Source organism: Mesorhizobium sp. CNPSo 4671 (assembly GCF_057784245.1).
In genome coordinates this window covers 795,199-812,191 of the sequence record NZ_JBWLUW010000003.1, presented here as the reverse complement: position 1 = coordinate 812,191, position 16,993 = coordinate 795,199, and the positions used below count along the sequence as shown (strand labels likewise).

Genomic DNA, 16,993 nt, shown 5'->3' with positions numbered 1-16,993 from the left:
GTTGACATGGGACCAGGGCAAGGAGATGGCTCGTCATAAGAGCTTCACCGTCGCAACCGATCTACAGGTCTACTTCTGCGACCCGCGCAGTCCCTGGCAACGCGGCAGCAACGAAAATACCAACGGTCTGCTCAGGCAGTACTTCCCGAGAACAACCAACTTCTCGCAGGTCTCGCAGGCCCAACTCGACGGCGTCGCCCTGCGGCTCAATCAGCGCCCCCGAAAAACCCTGGACTTCGAAACGCCCGCCGATAGGCTACAGAAGGTGTTGCAGTGACCGGTTGAACCCACCAGATCATCCCGTTCATTCAAGCAGAGTTGGTTGGGAAGCGGAGTGGTTATGGGGCGAACGGCCCTCAAGCCTGCAGCGTTCTCGCCTCGCCGCCACGCTTGCGCGGCGCCATCATGTCGCTGGCCATCAGTCCGGTTACACGGCAAAACGCCATGAACGCACGGCAGGCATCCTCGGTCTTGACCACGTCAACCGTGGCGCCGAAGCAGGCATTGAAGGCTTTTTGATACACCGGCCCCTGCCGGCGTGCCGGCCAGTCCTGAAGAAAATCCAGCGCCTGCTCGACGCTGTAAATCTCCTCGACCGGCAAGCCGGGGCCCTGCGCAATGCGCACCGGCACCTCGAATTGCAATCTGTCCATCAGGCATCTCCCGAACTGGCGTCGCCCAAGCAACGCCGTTCGTCGTCAAAAGTTGCTTTGACCGGTTGGTGCCACGCAAATGTGTCGTCACTGCGGAAACGGCGGTTTTGCTGCAAACGGGCCGAGGAAAGTTCGCCGGCACCAGTGGTCCGGCAGAACTTTCCAAGTTGGCGGCGCGATTACTGGTTGGCAGGGTCGGTCTCCGCGTCGAAGGCCATGCGCACCACGGTCAGCAGAACATAGGCCGATGGCAAGGCGAACAGGGCGCCAAGGACGAGCGCTCCGGTTCCCGACAGATAGAGCGTCTCAGCGATTGCCCAATAGACGGTTCCGATACAGATGAACGCCTGAACGGACAGAAAGGATGCAGCCGAGGCCGCACGCGTCAGGCTTTTGAATGTCTTGATACGTTGTTGCATTTGCAATCATCCGGAAATGACGCGCCACGCCGCCCATGCGCGGCTGAAAGGCCGCCGCACGGGTCGCGACGCGAATGGCTTGAAACTGGAGGTGAGATGCGGTCCTGGACCGCTCAGGCCTGCGTGGACGGCGGCGCACGCGGCTGGTTGGTGCTCGCGCTGGGAGCGGAGATCGTGCCAGAGCCGGCAACAGGCGCGGCCGGGGAAGTCCGGTCCAGCCAAAGGAAAACAGCTTGCGGAGCCGGCAAGGCCGGATGACCGCCGGTGAACTTGGCCAGCATCGGCCGGGCGGTGCGAACCTCCAGTGCCTGCGCCTTGTTGGTGACGCGCAGCAGCGCCGCGACTTCGCCCGACCGTTCGACGCCAACGCCTGCACCGCCCTGTGCAGGATCCGCGAAGGTAGGCAAGTCGGGCCGGCCGAGGCACAGCATCGCCAGCAGCACCAGGCCCATCAGACATGAGCAGGCTGCGGTCAGCGGCGCTTCAAGCGATCTGGCGCGCTTCGGGGCTGGACGCGATCTCCAAAACATCGTCCCGCCTAGCCCACGATGGCCGGAAAGGAAAGCAAACCATGTGAAAACCGACAAGAGACCGCCCTAACGAGACGAATATCCGGGCGGCTCAGGCTGCATCAGGCAGTTCTTCCTTGAACCTTTTGCCTCCAAGTGCCAAATCTGGTGGGATTTTCAAGTCAGCACTCCTGCAGCGCCCCACCTTCTATACGGACAAAATGGTCACCTATCTCGACGCCGCCACGGCCCCCCTCAGAAACACCGGCCAGATCCGCCTCTATGGCAAGGACGGTTTTGCCGGCATGCGCAAGGCATGCGACCTCACCGCGCGCTGCCTGGACGCGCTGGTGCCGATGGTCGTACCCGGCGTCACCACGGACACTATCGACCGTTTCGTCTTCGAGTTCGGCATGGACCACGGCGCGCTGCCGGCGACGCTCAACTATCGCGGCTACACGAAATCGTCCTGCACCTCGATCAACCATGTCGTCTGCCACGGCATTCCCGACAACAAGCCGCTCAAGGATGGCGACATCGTCAACATCGACGTCACCTACATCCTCGATGGCTGGCACGGCGATTCCTCGCGGATGTATCCGGTCGGCACGATCAAGCGCGCCGCCGAGCGGCTGCTCGAGGTCACTCATGAATGCCTGATGCGCGGCATCGCCGCGGTCAGGCCGGGTGCGCGCACCGGCGCCATCGGCGCCGCCATCCAGACCTATGCCGAGGCGGAGCGCTGCTCGGTGGTGCGCGACTTCTGCGGCCACGGCGTTGGCCAGCTGTTCCACGACGCCCCGAACATCCTGCACTATGGCAGCGCCAATGAAGGCGTGGAAATGCGGCCCGGCATGATCTTCACCATCGAGCCGATGATCAATCTCGGCCGGCCGCATGTGAAGGTCTTGTCGGATGGCTGGACGGCGGTGACGCGTGACCGTTCGCTGTCAGCGCAGTACGAGCACACGATCGGCGTGACCGACACGGGCTGCGAGATTTTCACGCTCTCGCCCAACAATCTCGACCGGCCCGGCCTGCCGGCCTGATATTTTGATACGTCGGGCGACCGCTTTGCCCGACTGATTGGCTGGATGCGGGGGCTGATGGGGACAACGGGCGACGACGACGAGCGGAGTTTCTTTGCCGAGGTGCCGGTTCGGCCTGCGGCGAAGGCCAGGCCGGCTCCAGCCGAAAAACCTGGATATCTCGGCCATCGCGACCGCTTGCGCGAGCGCTTTGCCTCGGCAGGCCCTGATGCCCTGCCCGATTATGAGCTTCTGGAACTCTTGCTCTTCCGGCTGATCCCGCGTGCCGACACCAAGCCGGCCGCCAAGGCACTGCTGGCGCGCTTCGGCACGCTGGCCGAAGTGCTCGGCGCGCCCATCAACCTGCTGCAGGAGGTCAAGGGCATCGGCCCGGCGGTGGCGCTCGACCTGAAAATCGTGGCGGCGACAGCGCAGCGCATGGCGCATGGCGAAGTGCATGGCCGCGAAGTCCTGTCGTCGTGGACGCAGCTTCTCGCCTATTGCCGCTCGGCCATGGCCTTCGAAGCGCGCGAGCAGTTCCGCATCCTGTTCCTCGACAAGAAGAACACGCTGATCGCCGACGAGGTGCAGCAGACCGGCACTGTCGACCACACGCCCGTCTATCCCAGAGAAGTGGTCAAGCGCGCGCTCGAACTGTCGGCCACCGCGATCATCCTGGTGCACAACCATCCCACTCGCCTCTATTCAATCACGGAGAATCACGCTCTAGCACATTGATACATATATATTTTTCGACTTGTCGCAGAGTCGGATATCATGGCATATTGGGGTCGGTTTTAGGGGGATGGAAACCCGTTTTGTGCCCAATCACAGACCCCTACTACCCGTCAGCCGATCCTACTCGAAAGCCTACGGGAGACCCCAATGCCAAGCCTTACCGATGGAGAGATTCGTCGCGCTTTGAAGCAGGTCGAGGAGACCGAAAAGCAGCAGAACCTTGTCGATGGCGAGGGCCATGGAACAGGCCGTCTCGTTCTCGTGATCAAGCCGATGCCGACCCGCGTAACGGCGGACTGGATGGCCCAGCAATGGCGAGATCAAAAGCGTCTCAAGAAAAAGCTCGGATCGTATCCGTCAATGGGCCTCAAAGAGGCCCGACAGATTTTCAGACGCGACTTTGCCGATATGATTCAGAAGGGTCGAAGCATCAAGATTGCGGGCGACACACGACCCGGCACGGTGGCCGATCTGTTTGAGGCTTACGTCGCGTCGCTCAAAGCAGATGGAAAACCGTCCTGGAAGGAGGCTGAAAAGGGATTGAACAAGATCGCCGATTCGCTCGGGCGCAACCGCCCTGCCCGAGACATCGAACCTGATGAGATCAGGGACATCATTCGCCCGATTTATCAGCGAGGCAGACGGTCCATGGCCGATCATGTTCGTAGCTATATTCGATCGGCGTACAGTTGGGGGCTAAAATCCGAGCACGACTACCGCTCCACCTCGGTACGTCGCTTTCGTCTCGTCCACAATCCAGCGGCTGGTATTCCGACCGAACCAAAGAACGTCGGAACGCGTTGGCTGGACGAAGAGGAATTTGTCCGCCTCTATCGCTGGCTCGAAACTCCCGATGCGCCGGTCCACCCCCCTTACACGCGTGCTGTAAGAATTCTTATGCTGACCGGCCAGCGCGTCGAGGAGATCGCTCGGCTACACGTCGATCAATGGGATGCGGCCGAGCGCATCATCGACTGGTCCAAGACCAAGAATGGAAAGCCTCATGCAATCCCCGTGCCCAAGATCGCGGCCGAGCTTATCGGGTCGATCAAGCCGAATGGATTTGGTTGGTTTTTCCCATCCGCAACCGACCCGTCGAAGCCTGTCAGTCATGGAACTCTCTATTCGTTCATGTGGCGTCAGCGCGATCGCGAGGTCATCCCGACTGTGACAAACCGCGATCTCCGCCGAACCTGGAAGACGCTTGCCGGCAAGGCAGGTCTCTCGAAAGAGATCCGAGACCGATTGCAGAACCACACTTTGCAGGATGTCAGTTCCAAGAGCTACGATCGCTGGAATTACATGCCGGAAAAGCGTGCTGCCATGGCCCGGTGGGATAAGTTTGTCCGCGAGCTCCTGACGAAGAGGAAGCGTAAAGCCGGGCTTAAGGAAGCTGCGTGAGCTAGCGATTGCTTTGCGCACCGCCATCACCGACGGAGGCAGAGCTTCACTGTGGGAACCGGCTATGAGTCGCGGATCAGGAGTTCGAAGCGCGGGTTCCACGGGTGGCGGAACTGGCCAGAATGTCGTGCAAAAGGCTATGCCGCCCGCGGCACGCGCGACGTGAACGTCGCTCTGGTCACCGACACGCTGGTGCCGTTGGAGTCGCTGATGACCTCGATCTTGGCCTCGAGTTGCTTCACCAGCGCCTCGACGATTGCCGTTCCCAAACCCGCATTGGCGACGATGGTGGCCGGCTTGCCGGCGCCATTGTCCGAAACCGTCAGCTTCCAGTCGCTGCCATCGGTCTCGTAGGTCACCTGGATCAGCGCCTTGGCCTTCTCCATCGGGAAGGCATATTTGATGGCGTTGAGAACGAGCTCGGTGACGATCAGGCCAAGGCTCACTGCCTTTTGCGAATCGATCCTGCCGCCTTGCGCAGTGACGTTGACCGCGATCGGCTGGGCATCGCCGATCATCGAGGAGGCTAGGCTGCTGCAAAGCTTCGACAGATAGGACACGACGTCGATCTCTTCGAGACCAGCCTCGGTGTGGAGATGGCGCTGCACTTCGGCGACCGACAGCACACGCTGGTGGGCATCCTTTAGATGCTGGCGGGTTTCCTCCGAGGTGACCGAGCGGGCCTTGAGCAAAAGAATGCTGGCGATGATCTGCAGGCTGTTGGCAACCCGGTGCTCCATCTCGCGCAGCAGCACATCCTTCTGGCGCAGCAATTCTTCGGTGCGGGCGAGGAGCTCTTCCTTTTCCTTCTCGATCAAACGGCGGGCCGTTATGTCGTTGAAGGCCAGCAGGATGGTGATGGTCGAGCTGTGGTCGTAGAGCACCTTGCGGGCGTTGAGCAGCATCGTGCGGTGGCCGATATTGGGGAAATCATGCTCGACCTCAAAGCCGTCCATGGCGGTCTTCTCGGGGATGATCGTCTCCAGCAGCACGCGCAACGCGGGAATATCCCACTGGCCGTCGCCCAGCGCATAGAGCAGGGCGCCGTGTGTCTGCTCGGGATCGACCTGGAAGGCCTGGTAGAAGGAACGGCTGGCCGCCAGCACGTGAAACTGCTCGTCGAGGACGAGGAAGGGCTCGACGATCGTATTGACGATCGCCTGCGCCAGCGTCTGCGCGTCCTCGATATTCGCAATGGGGTGGAACAAGGCTCAAAGCCGATCTGGAGACGCTTATGCCTCCGTTCAGCCTCTTCTCCTACACCATTGCCGGGCCGGAGTCGCGACTTGAATCGATCCGGCGCAGCGCGACAAAGTGCCAGCCTGCGGCCCAGTTAACAGCGCGTTAAGCCGCACACGTTGCACGCCAGCTAAATATACCGATCATGCCGGCAGAATAAGGCGGCAGAGCCAATTGCCAGCGGCACCCCGGCCCGGAGACGCGAGTGGTTGTCAACCATGAGGCGGCAATCTGCACCCTACCTTTCCAGCGCAACAGCCGCATGGCGTTGGCCGTTACCAGCACTGTCGCGCCGGTATCGGCCAGAATGGCCGGCCACAGACCGGTTATGCCAGCTATGGTGGTCACCAGAAACACCGCTTTCAGCCCCAGCGCCATGCTGATGTTCTGCTTGATGTTGGCCATGGTCGCTTGGGACAGCCTTATCATCGCGGCGACGTCTCCAACGCGGCCATGCAGCACTGCCGCATCTGCCGTCTCCAAGGCGACATCGGTGCCGCCGCCCATGGCGATTCCGACATCGGCCGCCGCGAGCGCCGGCGCATCATTGATACCGTCGCCGACCATGGCGACCGTCAGCCCCTGCCCTTTCAGCTCGCCGACAACGCGCTGCTTATCTTCAGGCAGCAGTTCGGCGCGCACCTCGATGCCGAGCTGCTTGCCGATGGCCGCCGCCGCGCGCTGGTTGTCGCCGGTCAGCGTGATAGTCCTGATGCCAGCATCAGTCAGCGCCTTGAGACCGGCCAGCGCGTCCGGCCGCGGCTCGTCGCGCATGGCAATAAAACCGGCCAGCCCCATCATCGACGAGCAACACCGATACCGATTTGCCCTGGTCGTTGAGTTCGGCGATGCGGGCTGCCTGGTCGGGCGGCAGCGCGACTTTTTCGCTACCAGCGATCGGTGAGCCCAGGAACACGTTCTTGCCGCCGACGCGGCCGACGACGCCCTTGCCGCCGAGCGTCTTGGCTTCCGCCGCCGGAAGCACCGGGACACGGTCGGCTTTGGCCTTTCGCAGAATGGCCAGGGCGAGCGGATGACTCGATCCGGTTTCAAGCGCAGCGGCCAGCGACAGCACCTCTCTTTCGCTGATCCCGATTGCCACGACATCCGTCACCACGGGCTTACCTTCGGTCAGGGTCCCTGTCTTGTCCAAAGCAACAGCGGTGATCTTGCCTAGACCTTCCAGCACCGCGCTGCCTTTCATCAACAGGCCGCGCCTGGCGCCTGCCGAGAGCGATGCCGCGATGGCTGCCGGCACCGATATGACGAGGGCGCAGGGGCAGCCGATGAGCAACAGCGCCAAACCTTGTAGATCCATTCGTTCCAGTCACCGCCGAAGGCCAGCGGTGGGACCACTGCGACGAGAGCTCCCACGGCGACTACGGCGGGCGTGTACCAGCGCGAGAAGCGATCGATAAAGCGTTCCGTCGGCGCCTTGCTCTCCTGGGCCTCCTCGACCAGTTTGACGATGCGGGCGATGGTGTTGTCGGAAGCCGCTGCCGTCACGATGACGCGCAACACGCCGTCGCCATTGATGGTACCGGCGAACACGCTGGTGCCGACGCCCTTGCGCACCGAAGGCCGAGTTGGAATTGATGGTTGAAGGCTGCCGCCACGGGAAAGTCGGCGAATGCCGGGTGATCGAGGTGCTAGCCGATCACAGCCAATGTGAACATGCTCACCACTGATTGGCTGGGTTCGCTGAATGCTCAGTCGGCGAAGGTCGTAAGCCGAAGTGCGGCCTGGCACAAAGGTGATTCTGCGTTCTTCAGAAAATCGCCAAGGTACTTCAGCCAACCGCGCTCAAGAGACGTCGGCAGTGACACCGCGGGGGTGGTGTAACTCCGTTCGGCCTAGGCCTGACTTCGTCACACCTCCCCCGCCGAGTCTTGCACCGGATGGGTGCCTGCGCTTCGCTGAAGTACTATAAAAAGGCGAGTAAATCAGCCGCCATTGGCCGGTGCGGGCGCCGGAGCCGGTGTAGCTGGAGCCGGAGCCGGTGCGGCCGGTGCCGGAGCCGGCGCCGGTGCGGCCGGAGCCGGAGACGGTGCAGCAGGCGCTTCGATCTTCACATTGACGTTGCTTCCACCCCTACCAGGAATGTGAATGGTGCCTGTAAGAAACAGCAGTACGACTACTGCCAGGACCGCCACGACAATCGCGATAACTGTGGTGCCACCCCCACCTCCGCCTGAATTAATAACGGTTGGGCCGTCAGCCATGCTTTATCTCCTTTTTCAGCTTCAAAAGATCCGTGCGTCCCAACGCAACAGAGCAAAAACGGTGGACGCAATTTAGCTTGCGCCGCAAACACTTCTGTCCTGGGGGGAGCTTGCCGACGAAATCAGCAAGAAATCAGTCGGAGACAACGGGCGACGGCGGTTTCGGTTCCTTCGAGGGGCGATTGGTCCATCGAGTGCGCCACACACTCATCGCAGTCAACGCGCGGTACGTCTTACGTCAAGGTCGGGTGAAGAGCGCCTGCTCAGTGATGATGGCCATCGGGCTCGACCATCTTGAACGGCAGCACCTGTTCGCGGCCCTTCGCAGCCAGGATAAGGCGCGCCTGAAACTCGTGCGGCTCGGCCGGGGCAACGGCGCTTTCAAGCAGATGCTGGTTATCGGCAACAGGTCCGAGAGGAAGCGTCTCACTCCCGGCCGGGCGATCGATTATCACAGTAGCCTCCAGGTCATCGGCGTGCTGATCGATTGTCAGGCGCATGCGCTCCCCTTCAGGCGTATCGACGATCTCCAATGTCCCTACGGCCAGATCGCACGCGACCTTGAACGGTCCAGGCGCATGATGACTATGGCCATGGGGCGACATCGAACCGTGGGCGGTCGGCCCAATCGGGCTTTCCAGGCGAACGTTGGCCTCGGCAAGCGCGGGCAGATGCTCGAACAGCTCATTCTTAAGGGCCTGGGTGATGTGCAGCACGTCCATTGCCGTCGTTTGGTCAGATACGCTGATGGCAACATCCGCATGCAAACGGTGTCCAATCCACCTCGCCTGCACAACGGTGACTCGTTCGATACCAGAGAGATGCTCGGCCGCATGGTAGATTTCGTCGACAATGCTCGACTCAACACCATCGAGCATGCGCGTCAAAACGGCTTTGGACGATTGCCAGACGATGGCGAAGATCGCCAGGGTAATGAGCAGTCCGATGATCGGGTCTGCAAGCGGAAAGCCAAGCCATACGCCGATCGCACCGAGCACGACTGCCAGACTGGTAAAACCGTCAGTGCGGGCATGATAGCCGTCCGCGATCAGAGCCGCGCTGTTGATCTCGCGGCCGACGCGGATACGGAACACCGCGACGGCTTCATTCCCTGCGAAGCCGATGATGCCGGCGATCGCCACCCAGCCCAGAAATGCGATTGGCCGCGGGTTGATCAATCTATCGATCGCCTCATATCCGGCGACGATGGCGCTGAAGAGGATAATTAGAACGATCAGGATTCCCGCTAGGTCTTCAACCCGGCCCAAGCCGTAAGTGAACATCTTGCTCGGCTTGCGTCGAGCCAGGACGAAAGCGACCCACAGCGGAATGGCGGTGACCGCGTCTCCGACATTGTGGATCGTGTCGGCCAGCAGGGCCACGCTTCCCGAGAGGAATACGACAACGAGCTGAAGCGCGGCGGTAATTGCGAGAATGACGAACGACCACTTGATGGCCCAAATGCCGCGCGTCGTCGTCGCGATCGTCGGATCAATGACGCCATGCGTGTGGCCGTGGCCGCCGTCGCCATGATCGTGTCCATGGCCGCCGAAACCCTGCGCCATCGGCCCGAAGCCAAACCAGTCGCGTATTTTGTCCATCATGGCGATTCTCACAGGTACTTGGTGATTTCCTTGAACTCGTCGATCGATCGGCGCAGGTCGCGCGCCAGTGGTCCGACAACGTCTTCAAGGCAGTGGTTCAGATGGTCCTGGATCAGGGTCTTCTTGGCCTGACAGATGGCCTTCTCGACTGCGTGGAGTTGCTGGGCGATATCAAGGCAGGGTCGGCCCGCCTCGATCATTTCGACGACACTCTTGAGGTGTCCGCCGGCGCGCTTCAGGCGCTTGACAATATCAGGGTGGGTTTCGTGGACGTGGGCTTGCTCGTTCATGCGATACTGCTATCCTCCTGGAGGGGATACGGCAAGGGCACCGATTTGCGCGGAAGCGGCTGCTGTGACGGTGGGATGCCTTTGCAGGAGAGCCGCTTGGCGAAAGGGTTACGTCGGGGGGCTCGATCAAGCTGGCCAGGATCTCTCGCCGCTCCTCGAGCGCCATGTCGCACAGATCGTGGCCGTTGAGGTGGAGCAGATCGAAAGCGACGAAATACAGATCATGCTGCCGTCGGGTGATCGCCTTGCGCAGCTCGCCGAAGTCCGACAGGCCGGCCTCGTTCAGCACAATGATCTCGCCGTCGACGATCGCGCTTTCGGCGCCGAGGCCGGCGGCCTCTTTCACCAGGTCGCGATATTTCGCCGACCAGTCGTGGCCGTTGCGGGTGTAGACCCTGGTGCCGTCTTCATCGACGATGAGCTGCGGCATCAGAGGCGCGACGAATTTCAGACGCATGCATAGGGCTCGCAAACCGCGACTCATTTAGCATGCGCTTAATTAGTTTCGGAACATTTTAGACGAATTGAAAGTTCGATAGCGATGACGAAGCTATCCGACCTTGGCCCGCCGATCCTCGGCAAGCTTCACGACGGTGACCTCATTCGCGAGGACGGCCATTTCTACAATTGCCCGAACTGCGGGCAGAAGGTCGATCAGCGCGACTTGCGTCAGGTGTTCTGGCACGAGGAGCTAGGGCACGAGCCGCTGGAGCCGGAATCTGACGCCACGGTCTTGCAATTTCGCCCGAGGAAGTAACAGAGCCGCCAGCGCTTGTAGGGGCGGCTATCGATTTGGGCGGTCCGTCGACATAGCGTTAAAAACCAACAAGCACCCCGCCAAAGACGCTGCCCCGACTAGCAGTTCGTCTGCGGTCAATCCGAGAAAATGGGCGAAATCAAAAGCCAACACCGCTGCCATGCTCGCTACCTATGAAGGAGTCTGGAACACACTCTCAGGTAGAACCGTTAGAGAGCGCTAATGTTCCGAGGCCAATGCAGAGTCGGGAACATTTTAGCCATATTGAATGTTCGAGTTCTATGGACAGCCAAAACCTACTCTCAGCAGATCAATTAAGGGCAGCCCGAGCCCTTCTGAACTGGTCGCGAGTGCGGCTCGCCGCTAGGGCCAATCTCAGCGAAATGACGATCGGTGATTTTGAGAAAGGCTTTAGGAACCCGCGCTCCCATAATATCGCGGCTATTCGCCAAGCGTTGGAGGACGCCGGAATTGTTTTCACCGTCAAAGGCATTCCATCGCTAACCCGCCCCGATCAGGTAGACCAAAGCGCTCACAACCGCGGCGACTGATGCTCCCGCTATGAGCATTAGGCGGCGCTGCCGTTTGCGTCGATTGACGGGCCTCTTCGAGCCCGCAGCAGCGTAGGCGCTGTACAGGCGCCGACCGTCATCGCCGAACCGGTCGCTGTTAGGGTAAGCCTTCTTTGGCTTGGGTCCCGGCCGAAGTATTCTCATCGCTCCAACTCGCTGATGACCCGTCATCGTGCAGCAGTTTAGCGACCTCTCATGTATGGACTCAAGCTTTGATTGGAAGCATTCTCCTGTTGGGGGAGATGGGACGTGACCAAAGTTCCGCATCACATAGTTCGTGACCAGGCTGACCGGTGGCGCCAGAACGCAAGGCAGAAGCGTCGACGGAGCGGGTGGCGATCCCAATACCTGTTCGCGCTGGTGATGGTGCCGCTTGCCGGTTTTCTCACGGTGAGCCCGAGCAGCCTCGATACAGTCGCGAAGCTTATACCCGCTGAATGGCTGGGAAGCTTGGACATTCCTGCCCCGTCATCCCTGCTTGCTGGTGGCTGCACCATCAAAGGCAATATCAGCATCAACACCGGGGAACACATTTATCATGTTCCCGGCCAGGAACATTATTGGGAGACCAAAATCAGCCCTCAGTATGGGGAGCGCTGGTTTTGCAGCGAGGCAGAAGCCATAGCTGCGGGCTGGCGAAAAGCGAGAAGGTGATCCGGGTCATGGCGGAGAGTAGCCGTAAGACAGGACACCCCAAGATCGGCGTCTGGTATGATGGCAAAAATGAAATCCATCTCAGCATCGAGGGTCAGGGGCTTTCGACCGTGAATGCTAGGGCATCGAGCGAAAGAGGCAATCCCCACCTATTCAAAAAATTGGCAGATATCTGCACAGCGCGGGCTTGCCTGCGCCTGATCTGGGCAAGTTGAAAACAGAGAAAGTCTTGCAGGAAGACGCGGCATTGAAGGTTGTCAAATGGGCGGCTGAATTGACGGACGCCTAGAAGCCGCAAGAGAAATGGGCCTTCCTATGATCGTTGAGGTGGATGAATTTTCCATGGGCGATCGAACGCATACGCAGGTCTTGGCTAGGGGGGTGGGCGAGTGAGGCGTTTGCCGCGTTCGTTCTGAAGCTATCACGGCCCGAACGAGATCGCCCCGCCGACGCAGAGTGTTACATCCTACAAGCGCGCCGCTTGGTCTCTAGAAATTGTGGCCTCGATCTCTGACACGAAGTCCTCCACCAGAAGCGAATTGGCATAGGCCGTGACATGATCGCCGTCGAAGAACAACGGGTGTCCATTCCTGAATGCAGAACATGTAACTTGCGGGCAGAGGGTAGGCAAAGGGTCCCAGACATGAATTTTCGGCAGAGCCGCTGATATCTCGGCGTAGCCCTGCAAAACTGGTGATCGAAGTTTTTCTATCAACTTTCGATCGATGTCGAATCCGCTGGCACAGGAAGGGTTCATTGAATTGAACCAATCGCTGCATCGAAAGGCCGGGGCCCTGAAGATTGGCTTTGGGCCTTCGAAGACAATCGACAATCCCGCCTTGGAGAGGTGGGTAAGTCGTTCGACAGCGTTCTTGACGGCCTGCTCCCTCTGCTGCTCGGTGCTCTTAGCGCTACTGTCGGGGCCTGCAGCCTCCTGAAAACTAAGTCGGGCCAGCCGGAGCGAGGGCAGGAACAGCAGGTCGCGAGGCTTGGCAATCTTGACTACGTAGGCCGCGCTGGCACTCGTGGCATGAGCGCACGTCGGCTCAGTGTCTTGGGCGAGATTGAAGCTGATAAACGGGCAACCGGCGGTCCACACCAGCACTGTTCGGATGCCGGTTTCGAGCGTGAAGCGCTCCAGCATATGAATGTAAGCTCCCGCGTGAGAATCGCCCAGCACGAACAAGGTCTCGCTGCGCCCTTCGCCCGGGCACCCACGTTTGGTGAAGAACCGCGCTTCTTCCACAGTTTCCGTGACGACGGCACAACCAGGAGATTCGGTAAAGGTGTCTGGTGAGGTCGCATACCATTCGCCTCGATTCCTCATGACTGTGCTCAAGGCGATGTCATACCGATTGTCGCGCATCAGTTTGAAACCGCAAAACACAGCAGCGATGGCAGCCAAAGAGAAGGCAACAACGGCTATGTCGGGGACGGTTGTCAGAAGCCGCAGTCGACGCGTCGGTGTTTCGATCCAGAAATACGAGCCGAGGCTGAACGCCACCGCGACCAGCAACGCTGCCAATTTTGTGGCTGTGGATTCGATGCCTATCGTCCATCTTGCGATCACGAAGACAGGCCAATGCCACAGGTAGAGCGAATATGAGATCCACCCGACGAACCTGACCGGCCTTGTTTCCAACACCGCAAAGTGTGGCGCACGATCACTTCCCAGATGGTAGAGGCATCCGATCAAGATAGTTGTGCAGGCAACTGCAGCGATATTCTCAAGCCCATGGGAACCCTTGCCAAAGTCGAGCGCGAATGTTGCCACGAGGCCTATCAGCGTGATCGTGGCAGCAAGATTGCAATGCCTCCCAAGGCCCGTCCGTTCTCGTATTCGGCTGACAAGTTGAAAGCACAATATGCCGGATGCCAACTGCCAAAAGCGGGCATAGGGCATGTAGAAGGCGTGAAGCGGATTTGCAGCCAGAAGATGAAGCCATATCCCCACCGACACGACGGCGAGCGCACCATAAACAAAGGCCGAGAATCGCTTCCCGCCCGGGCCTATGACCCAAGGGAAGAACAACAGTGGGAAAACAACGTAGAATTGTTCCTCAACCCCAAGAGACCACGTGTGAGCGAATGGGTTAAACTCGGTCACGGGTGAAAAATAGTCGGTTCCCTTGGCCAGGGAGATGTTGCTCAGGCCGACGAAGGCGGAAGAGGCGGTTTTGCTGATTGATGTGCTGAGCCAAGCGTCCGGAACGAACAGAAAGGTGGCTAGCGCACTGAACAGCAAGCACAGTAATAGGGCCGGCATGATTCTTGTGAATCGCCGCGCATAGAATTCCAATACAAAATGAAAAGCGGACTGGCCGCGATAGCGGCCGGACACGGTATAGCTGACCACGAATCCAGAAATGACGAAGAAAACATCGACCCCCAAAAAACCATTGGGGAGGCGGTCGCCGTACAGATGGTAGAATACTACTGATAGGATCGCGATCGCCCGGAGCCCGTCAAGGAAAGCTAGGTAGTCCTTCGGTGAGCGTTCCGAAGTCGAACCAAAATTAACGGCCATTGGACAAAACACGCGTTCTTGTAGTGAAAATCGGACGTTCTGGTTCAGGCCAATCCGGCCTCCAGTTAACGCCCCACCAGCCTTAACTTGCGGGCAATTACAGTATGTACCGATCATCGGAAAGGCCGGACACAGGATTTGTTTCGGTCGAAGGCGCTGCGAGGCCGATCCACGGCTCTCGGCTGCAACCGAATGTCGCAAGCGAGGAGATTCGACTTGCTCGTAAGCCTCCGAAGTGCGCCGCAACCGCTCAGCCGCTTTACCTGCCCAACGGCTGCTTGGACAACAAAACCAGTTCAGCCTCGTCTTTGATGCCGGCCATGTAGTTGGCGATGATCCGGGAGGCCATGGAGTCACGCGCTTCCGGCGACTGATTGTCGAGCCTCAAGTGCTCAAAGACCCTGCCGAGCAAAGCCACCTCGGATTGGACGAAAATCCCTGCCTCAGTCGCCCTCTTTCGTATTGGCATGTTCTTCCTCCCGGAAATCCTGCAGCGAAGCGTGCCGCAGATCCTCCTCGCCCCGTAGATGCTTCACGCGGCCGATCAGCCCCGGTTTGACCCATTGCGTCGCCGGCCGCTTCATTCCCTTGGGCGCCGCCCCGGCGCGCTCCTGGACACGTTCCCAAAGGCGCTCCCGCATTTCCCGGTTCAGGGTGATGAACGCGCTCCCGACATAGCGCCCTGTGGCTCGCTCTGCCATCGGGCAAAGGCTGGCTTCCCCGCCTTGGCCTTGAGCCAGTTCGTTGACGGTCCGGAGCGATATTTGCTGTCACGGCGCTTCGACACCATGCCCTCAAGGCCGGCCTGGTCCACCAAGTGGAAGATAGCCCTCGCGTCGCCTGGCCTCGACTCACACCTTGCCCCCGATCTTTTTGCCCATATCGAACGCCGCTGGAGGCGCCGACACAAGATGCGTTGACCTCCTTCGCTGCAAGCGCTCAAGATGAGATCGTACCACGGGAGTGCTTCTGGCACCGGGATCAACAATGAATCACCTCGATTCCGAACGGGTCCAGTTCGCAAATACCCTGCGCGGCTTTGCCGCCGTGTGCGTCCTGGTAATGCATTATACAAACGTTTTTTGGACATCACGCGATGCTGCTGCAAGCCTTATTCACGCACCTGTACTGCCTGAACGGTTTGCGTTTCCGACTTACCTGCGGTGGCTGCACCTGACCGTCCCGCAATTCAATTGGGGCGCCTTCGGTGTATCTCTGTTCTTTCTGATCAGCGGGTTCGTCATCCCGTTTTCGCTTCGCAACGCCACTTGGCAGGGCTTTCTGGTCGGGAGGTTTTTCCGAATTGTTCCCCTCTACATGGCGGGATTCTCGGTGACGCTGCTTGCGATCTGGCTGGTTGGCTCGTACTTCGGTATCCCGTGGCCGTTCAGCTTCACTGAAGCCGCAATCCACTATCTTCCAGGCCTGCGAGAAATCTTGGGAATGCCGAGCATAGACGGGATCGTCTGGACCCTGGAGATCGAGATAAAATTCTACCTGATCTGCGCTCTGGTCATCGCATGGTTTCGGCACAAGTCCGCGCTGGTGTTTGCTGTCCCCGTCGTGCTGGGGATGGTAGAATTCTACATGGTCAGAAGTGGTGGCTTTGGCCCGCTCGCGGTCCTGCCGGCGCCATTCTTGATCTTCATGTTTATTGGGGTGACATTCCACTATCTGCACGAGGGGCGTCTTAAGGCTGAGCAGGCTCTGTTCCTGGGGGCGGCTCTGTTCCTGGCCTTCACAGTGCTGCTCGCACTGGCGATGCCGGAACTCGCCTCGATGGCGTGGACCTATGGTGTTGCGGTCATAATCTTCTCCTTCGCGGCGAGCTTTCCCGGACTATTCAGGTCAACTCAGATCGGCGACTTCTTCGCCGACATCAGCTATCCGCTCTACGTGGTGCATGGCGTTGCCGGGTACTCTGCCCTTCGCGTACTGCTAGATCTCGGTGCGAAGGCATGGGCAAGCCTGATCATGGTGACCGCCACCGCGATCGGATTGTCTTGGCTTCTTCACATAGCTGTCGAGATGCCGAGCCATAGATTGGGGAAGCGCCTAGCAGGGTCTTTGGGGAGTCCTAGGGCGCAGCCGTTGCCGAGCCATGAGCCTGCCGAATAGCCAGGACCACCCATTCAACTCAGCCATCATGGGAGACTCAATCCGCCGAGACCTGTCGAATGCACTCGGATGGCTGGAGCAGTGCGCCAACAGTCCCAACCTCATTGGGGCGCGCGCTGACATGATGGAGAATTCGCTGCAGAAGTCCCATTAGCTGATGGCCGACTAACGATGATCACCCGAGCGATTTACAACCTCGGAAGGACAGCCGTGAGTTATTCGTGGCGCGATTGGGGATAGAGTGGTCGCGGAGGTGCACGAC

16 protein-coding genes and 3 pseudogenes are annotated in these 16,993 nt (G+C 59.7%); 9 read left to right on the top strand and 10 right to left on the bottom strand.

Annotated features, from left to right (window positions below; translation table 11 throughout):
* Positions 1-277 (top strand): IS30 family transposase (locus AC04SF_RS12115; protein WP_488477969.1); only part of this gene is annotated, 277 nt, incomplete at its 5' end.
* Between the two features lie 79 nt (positions 278-356).
* On the opposite strand, the gene AC04SF_RS12110 is transcribed toward AC04SF_RS12115, so the two are convergent.
* The 3 genes from AC04SF_RS12110 to AC04SF_RS12100 form a co-directional block, all read right to left on the bottom strand.
* The gene (locus AC04SF_RS12110) at positions 357-653 is read right to left on the bottom strand and encodes a DUF982 domain-containing protein (protein ID WP_202350133.1); all 297 of its coding nucleotides are present in this window, start codon (positions 651-653) and stop codon (positions 357-359) included.
* Positions 654-832: 179 nt separating this feature from the next.
* On the bottom strand, positions 833-1,072 hold the full coding sequence (locus tag AC04SF_RS12105) for a hypothetical protein (protein ID WP_202350132.1): 240 nt from the start codon (positions 1,070-1,072) through the stop codon (positions 833-835).
* Positions 1,073-1,185: 113 nt separating this feature from the next.
* Positions 1,186-1,524, bottom strand: a complete 339-nt coding sequence (locus AC04SF_RS12100; RefSeq protein WP_202350131.1) for a hypothetical protein — start codon at positions 1,522-1,524, stop codon at positions 1,186-1,188.
* A gap of 278 nt (positions 1,525-1,802) precedes the next feature.
* On the opposite strand from AC04SF_RS12100, the gene map reads away from it, so the two are divergent.
* The 3 genes from map to AC04SF_RS12085 all read left to right on the top strand — a co-directional run bounded on the left by map (position 1,803) and on the right by AC04SF_RS12085 (position 4,748).
* Positions 1,803-2,630 (top strand): type I methionyl aminopeptidase, encoded by an 828-nt coding sequence (map, locus tag AC04SF_RS12095; protein WP_096446669.1) that lies wholly within the window; start codon positions 1,803-1,805, stop codon positions 2,628-2,630.
* A gap of 57 nt (positions 2,631-2,687) precedes the next feature.
* On the top strand, positions 2,688-3,347 hold the full coding sequence (locus AC04SF_RS12090) for a JAB domain-containing protein (RefSeq protein ID WP_488477968.1): 660 nt from the start codon (positions 2,688-2,690) through the stop codon (positions 3,345-3,347).
* Positions 3,348-3,494: 147 nt separating this feature from the next.
* A complete protein-coding gene (locus AC04SF_RS12085; protein ID WP_488477967.1) occupies positions 3,495-4,748 on the top strand; it encodes a tyrosine-type recombinase/integrase in 1,254 nt (417 codons plus the stop codon).
* Positions 4,749-4,885: 137 nt separating this feature from the next.
* Here AC04SF_RS12085 and AC04SF_RS12080 read toward each other — a convergent pair whose 3' ends face one another.
* On the bottom strand, positions 4,886-5,956 hold the full coding sequence (locus AC04SF_RS12080; protein ID WP_488477966.1) for a sensor histidine kinase: 1,071 nt from the start codon (positions 5,954-5,956) through the stop codon (positions 4,886-4,888).
* Positions 5,957-6,236: 280 nt separating this feature from the next.
* A pseudogene (locus AC04SF_RS12075) lies at positions 6,237-7,562 on the bottom strand (heavy metal translocating P-type ATPase); the annotation flags it as partial.
* On the opposite strand from AC04SF_RS12075, the pseudogene AC04SF_RS12070 reads away from it, so the two are divergent.
* Positions 7,559-7,675 (top strand): annotated as a pseudogene (locus AC04SF_RS12070) (MerR family transcriptional regulator); the annotation flags it as partial. The pseudogenes AC04SF_RS12075 and AC04SF_RS12070 sit on opposite strands and share 4 nt — an antisense overlap.
* A gap of 797 nt (positions 7,676-8,472) precedes the next feature.
* Here AC04SF_RS12070 and AC04SF_RS12065 read toward each other — a convergent pair.
* From AC04SF_RS12065 to AC04SF_RS12055, 3 genes and pseudogenes are all read right to left on the bottom strand, one after another.
* Positions 8,473-9,813: a cation diffusion facilitator family transporter gene (locus tag AC04SF_RS12065; RefSeq protein ID WP_488477965.1), complete on the bottom strand. Its 1,341-nt coding sequence runs from the start codon at positions 9,811-9,813 to the stop codon at positions 8,473-8,475.
* A gap of 8 nt (positions 9,814-9,821) precedes the next feature.
* On the bottom strand, positions 9,822-10,103 hold the full coding sequence (locus tag AC04SF_RS12060; RefSeq protein ID WP_488477964.1) for a metal-sensing transcriptional repressor: 282 nt from the start codon (positions 10,101-10,103) through the stop codon (positions 9,822-9,824).
* 118 nt (positions 10,104-10,221) lie between these two features.
* A pseudogene (locus AC04SF_RS12055) lies at positions 10,222-10,560 on the bottom strand (ATP-dependent DNA ligase); the annotation flags it as partial.
* 84 nt (positions 10,561-10,644) lie between these two features.
* Between AC04SF_RS12055 and AC04SF_RS12050 the strand changes: the two are divergent.
* From AC04SF_RS12050 to AC04SF_RS12040, 3 genes are all read left to right on the top strand, one after another.
* Positions 10,645-10,860: a hypothetical protein gene (locus tag AC04SF_RS12050; RefSeq protein ID WP_488477963.1), complete on the top strand. Its 216-nt coding sequence runs from the start codon at positions 10,645-10,647 to the stop codon at positions 10,858-10,860.
* Positions 10,861-11,033: 173 nt separating this feature from the next.
* Positions 11,034-11,411: a helix-turn-helix domain-containing protein gene (locus tag AC04SF_RS12045; RefSeq protein ID WP_488477962.1), complete on the top strand. Its 378-nt coding sequence runs from the start codon at positions 11,034-11,036 to the stop codon at positions 11,409-11,411.
* Between the two features lie 270 nt (positions 11,412-11,681).
* Entirely contained in the window at positions 11,682-12,086 is a 405-nt protein-coding gene (locus AC04SF_RS12040; protein ID WP_488477961.1) for a sunset domain-containing protein, read from the top strand.
* Between the two features lie 466 nt (positions 12,087-12,552).
* On the opposite strand, the gene AC04SF_RS12035 is transcribed toward AC04SF_RS12040, so the two are convergent.
* Together AC04SF_RS12035 and AC04SF_RS12030 are read right to left on the bottom strand one after the other, a co-directional pair.
* A complete protein-coding gene (locus tag AC04SF_RS12035; RefSeq protein ID WP_488477960.1) occupies positions 12,553-14,730 on the bottom strand; it encodes an acyltransferase family protein in 2,178 nt (725 codons plus the stop codon).
* A gap of 326 nt (positions 14,731-15,056) precedes the next feature.
* Positions 15,057-15,314: a hypothetical protein gene (locus AC04SF_RS12030; RefSeq protein ID WP_488477959.1), complete on the bottom strand. Its 258-nt coding sequence runs from the start codon at positions 15,312-15,314 to the stop codon at positions 15,057-15,059.
* A 286-nt stretch (positions 15,315-15,600) separates the two neighbouring features.
* On the opposite strand from AC04SF_RS12030, the gene AC04SF_RS12025 reads away from it, so the two are divergent.
* Entirely contained in the window at positions 15,601-16,731 is a 1,131-nt protein-coding gene (locus AC04SF_RS12025; RefSeq protein WP_488477958.1) for an acyltransferase family protein, read from the top strand.
* Positions 16,732-16,993: the final 262 nt, after the last annotated feature.

Bases quoted from the DNA above. Each gene is read 5' to 3' on its own strand.
- AC04SF_RS12110 (WP_202350133.1), bottom strand. From the start codon at position 653: ATGGACAGATTGCAATTCGAGGTGCCGGTGCGCATTGCGCAGGGCCCC.
- AC04SF_RS12105 (WP_202350132.1), bottom strand. From the start codon at position 1,072: ATGCAACAACGTATCAAGACATTCAAAAGCCTGACGCGTGCGGCCTCG.
- AC04SF_RS12100 (WP_202350131.1), bottom strand. From the start codon at position 1,524: ATGGGCCTGGTGCTGCTGGCGATGCTGTGCCTCGGCCGGCCCGACTTG.
- map (WP_096446669.1), top strand. From the start codon at position 1,803: ATGGTCACCTATCTCGACGCCGCCACGGCCCCCCTCAGAAACACCGGC.
- AC04SF_RS12090 (WP_488477968.1), top strand. From the start codon at position 2,688: ATGGGGACAACGGGCGACGACGACGAGCGGAGTTTCTTTGCCGAGGTG.
- AC04SF_RS12085 (WP_488477967.1), top strand. From the start codon at position 3,495: ATGCCAAGCCTTACCGATGGAGAGATTCGTCGCGCTTTGAAGCAGGTC.
- AC04SF_RS12065 (WP_488477965.1), bottom strand. From the start codon at position 9,813: ATGATGGACAAAATACGCGACTGGTTTGGCTTCGGGCCGATGGCGCAG.
- AC04SF_RS12060 (WP_488477964.1), bottom strand. From the start codon at position 10,103: ATGAACGAGCAAGCCCACGTCCACGAAACCCACCCTGATATTGTCAAG.
- AC04SF_RS12050 (WP_488477963.1), top strand. From the start codon at position 10,645: ATGACGAAGCTATCCGACCTTGGCCCGCCGATCCTCGGCAAGCTTCAC.
- AC04SF_RS12045 (WP_488477962.1), top strand. From the start codon at position 11,034: ATGAAGGAGTCTGGAACACACTCTCAGGTAGAACCGTTAGAGAGCGCT.
- AC04SF_RS12035 (WP_488477960.1), bottom strand. From the start codon at position 14,730: ATGATCGGTACATACTGTAATTGCCCGCAAGTTAAGGCTGGTGGGGCG.
- AC04SF_RS12030 (WP_488477959.1), bottom strand. From the start codon at position 15,314: ATGGCAGAGCGAGCCACAGGGCGCTATGTCGGGAGCGCGTTCATCACC.
- AC04SF_RS12025 (WP_488477958.1), top strand. From the start codon at position 15,601: ATGAATCACCTCGATTCCGAACGGGTCCAGTTCGCAAATACCCTGCGC.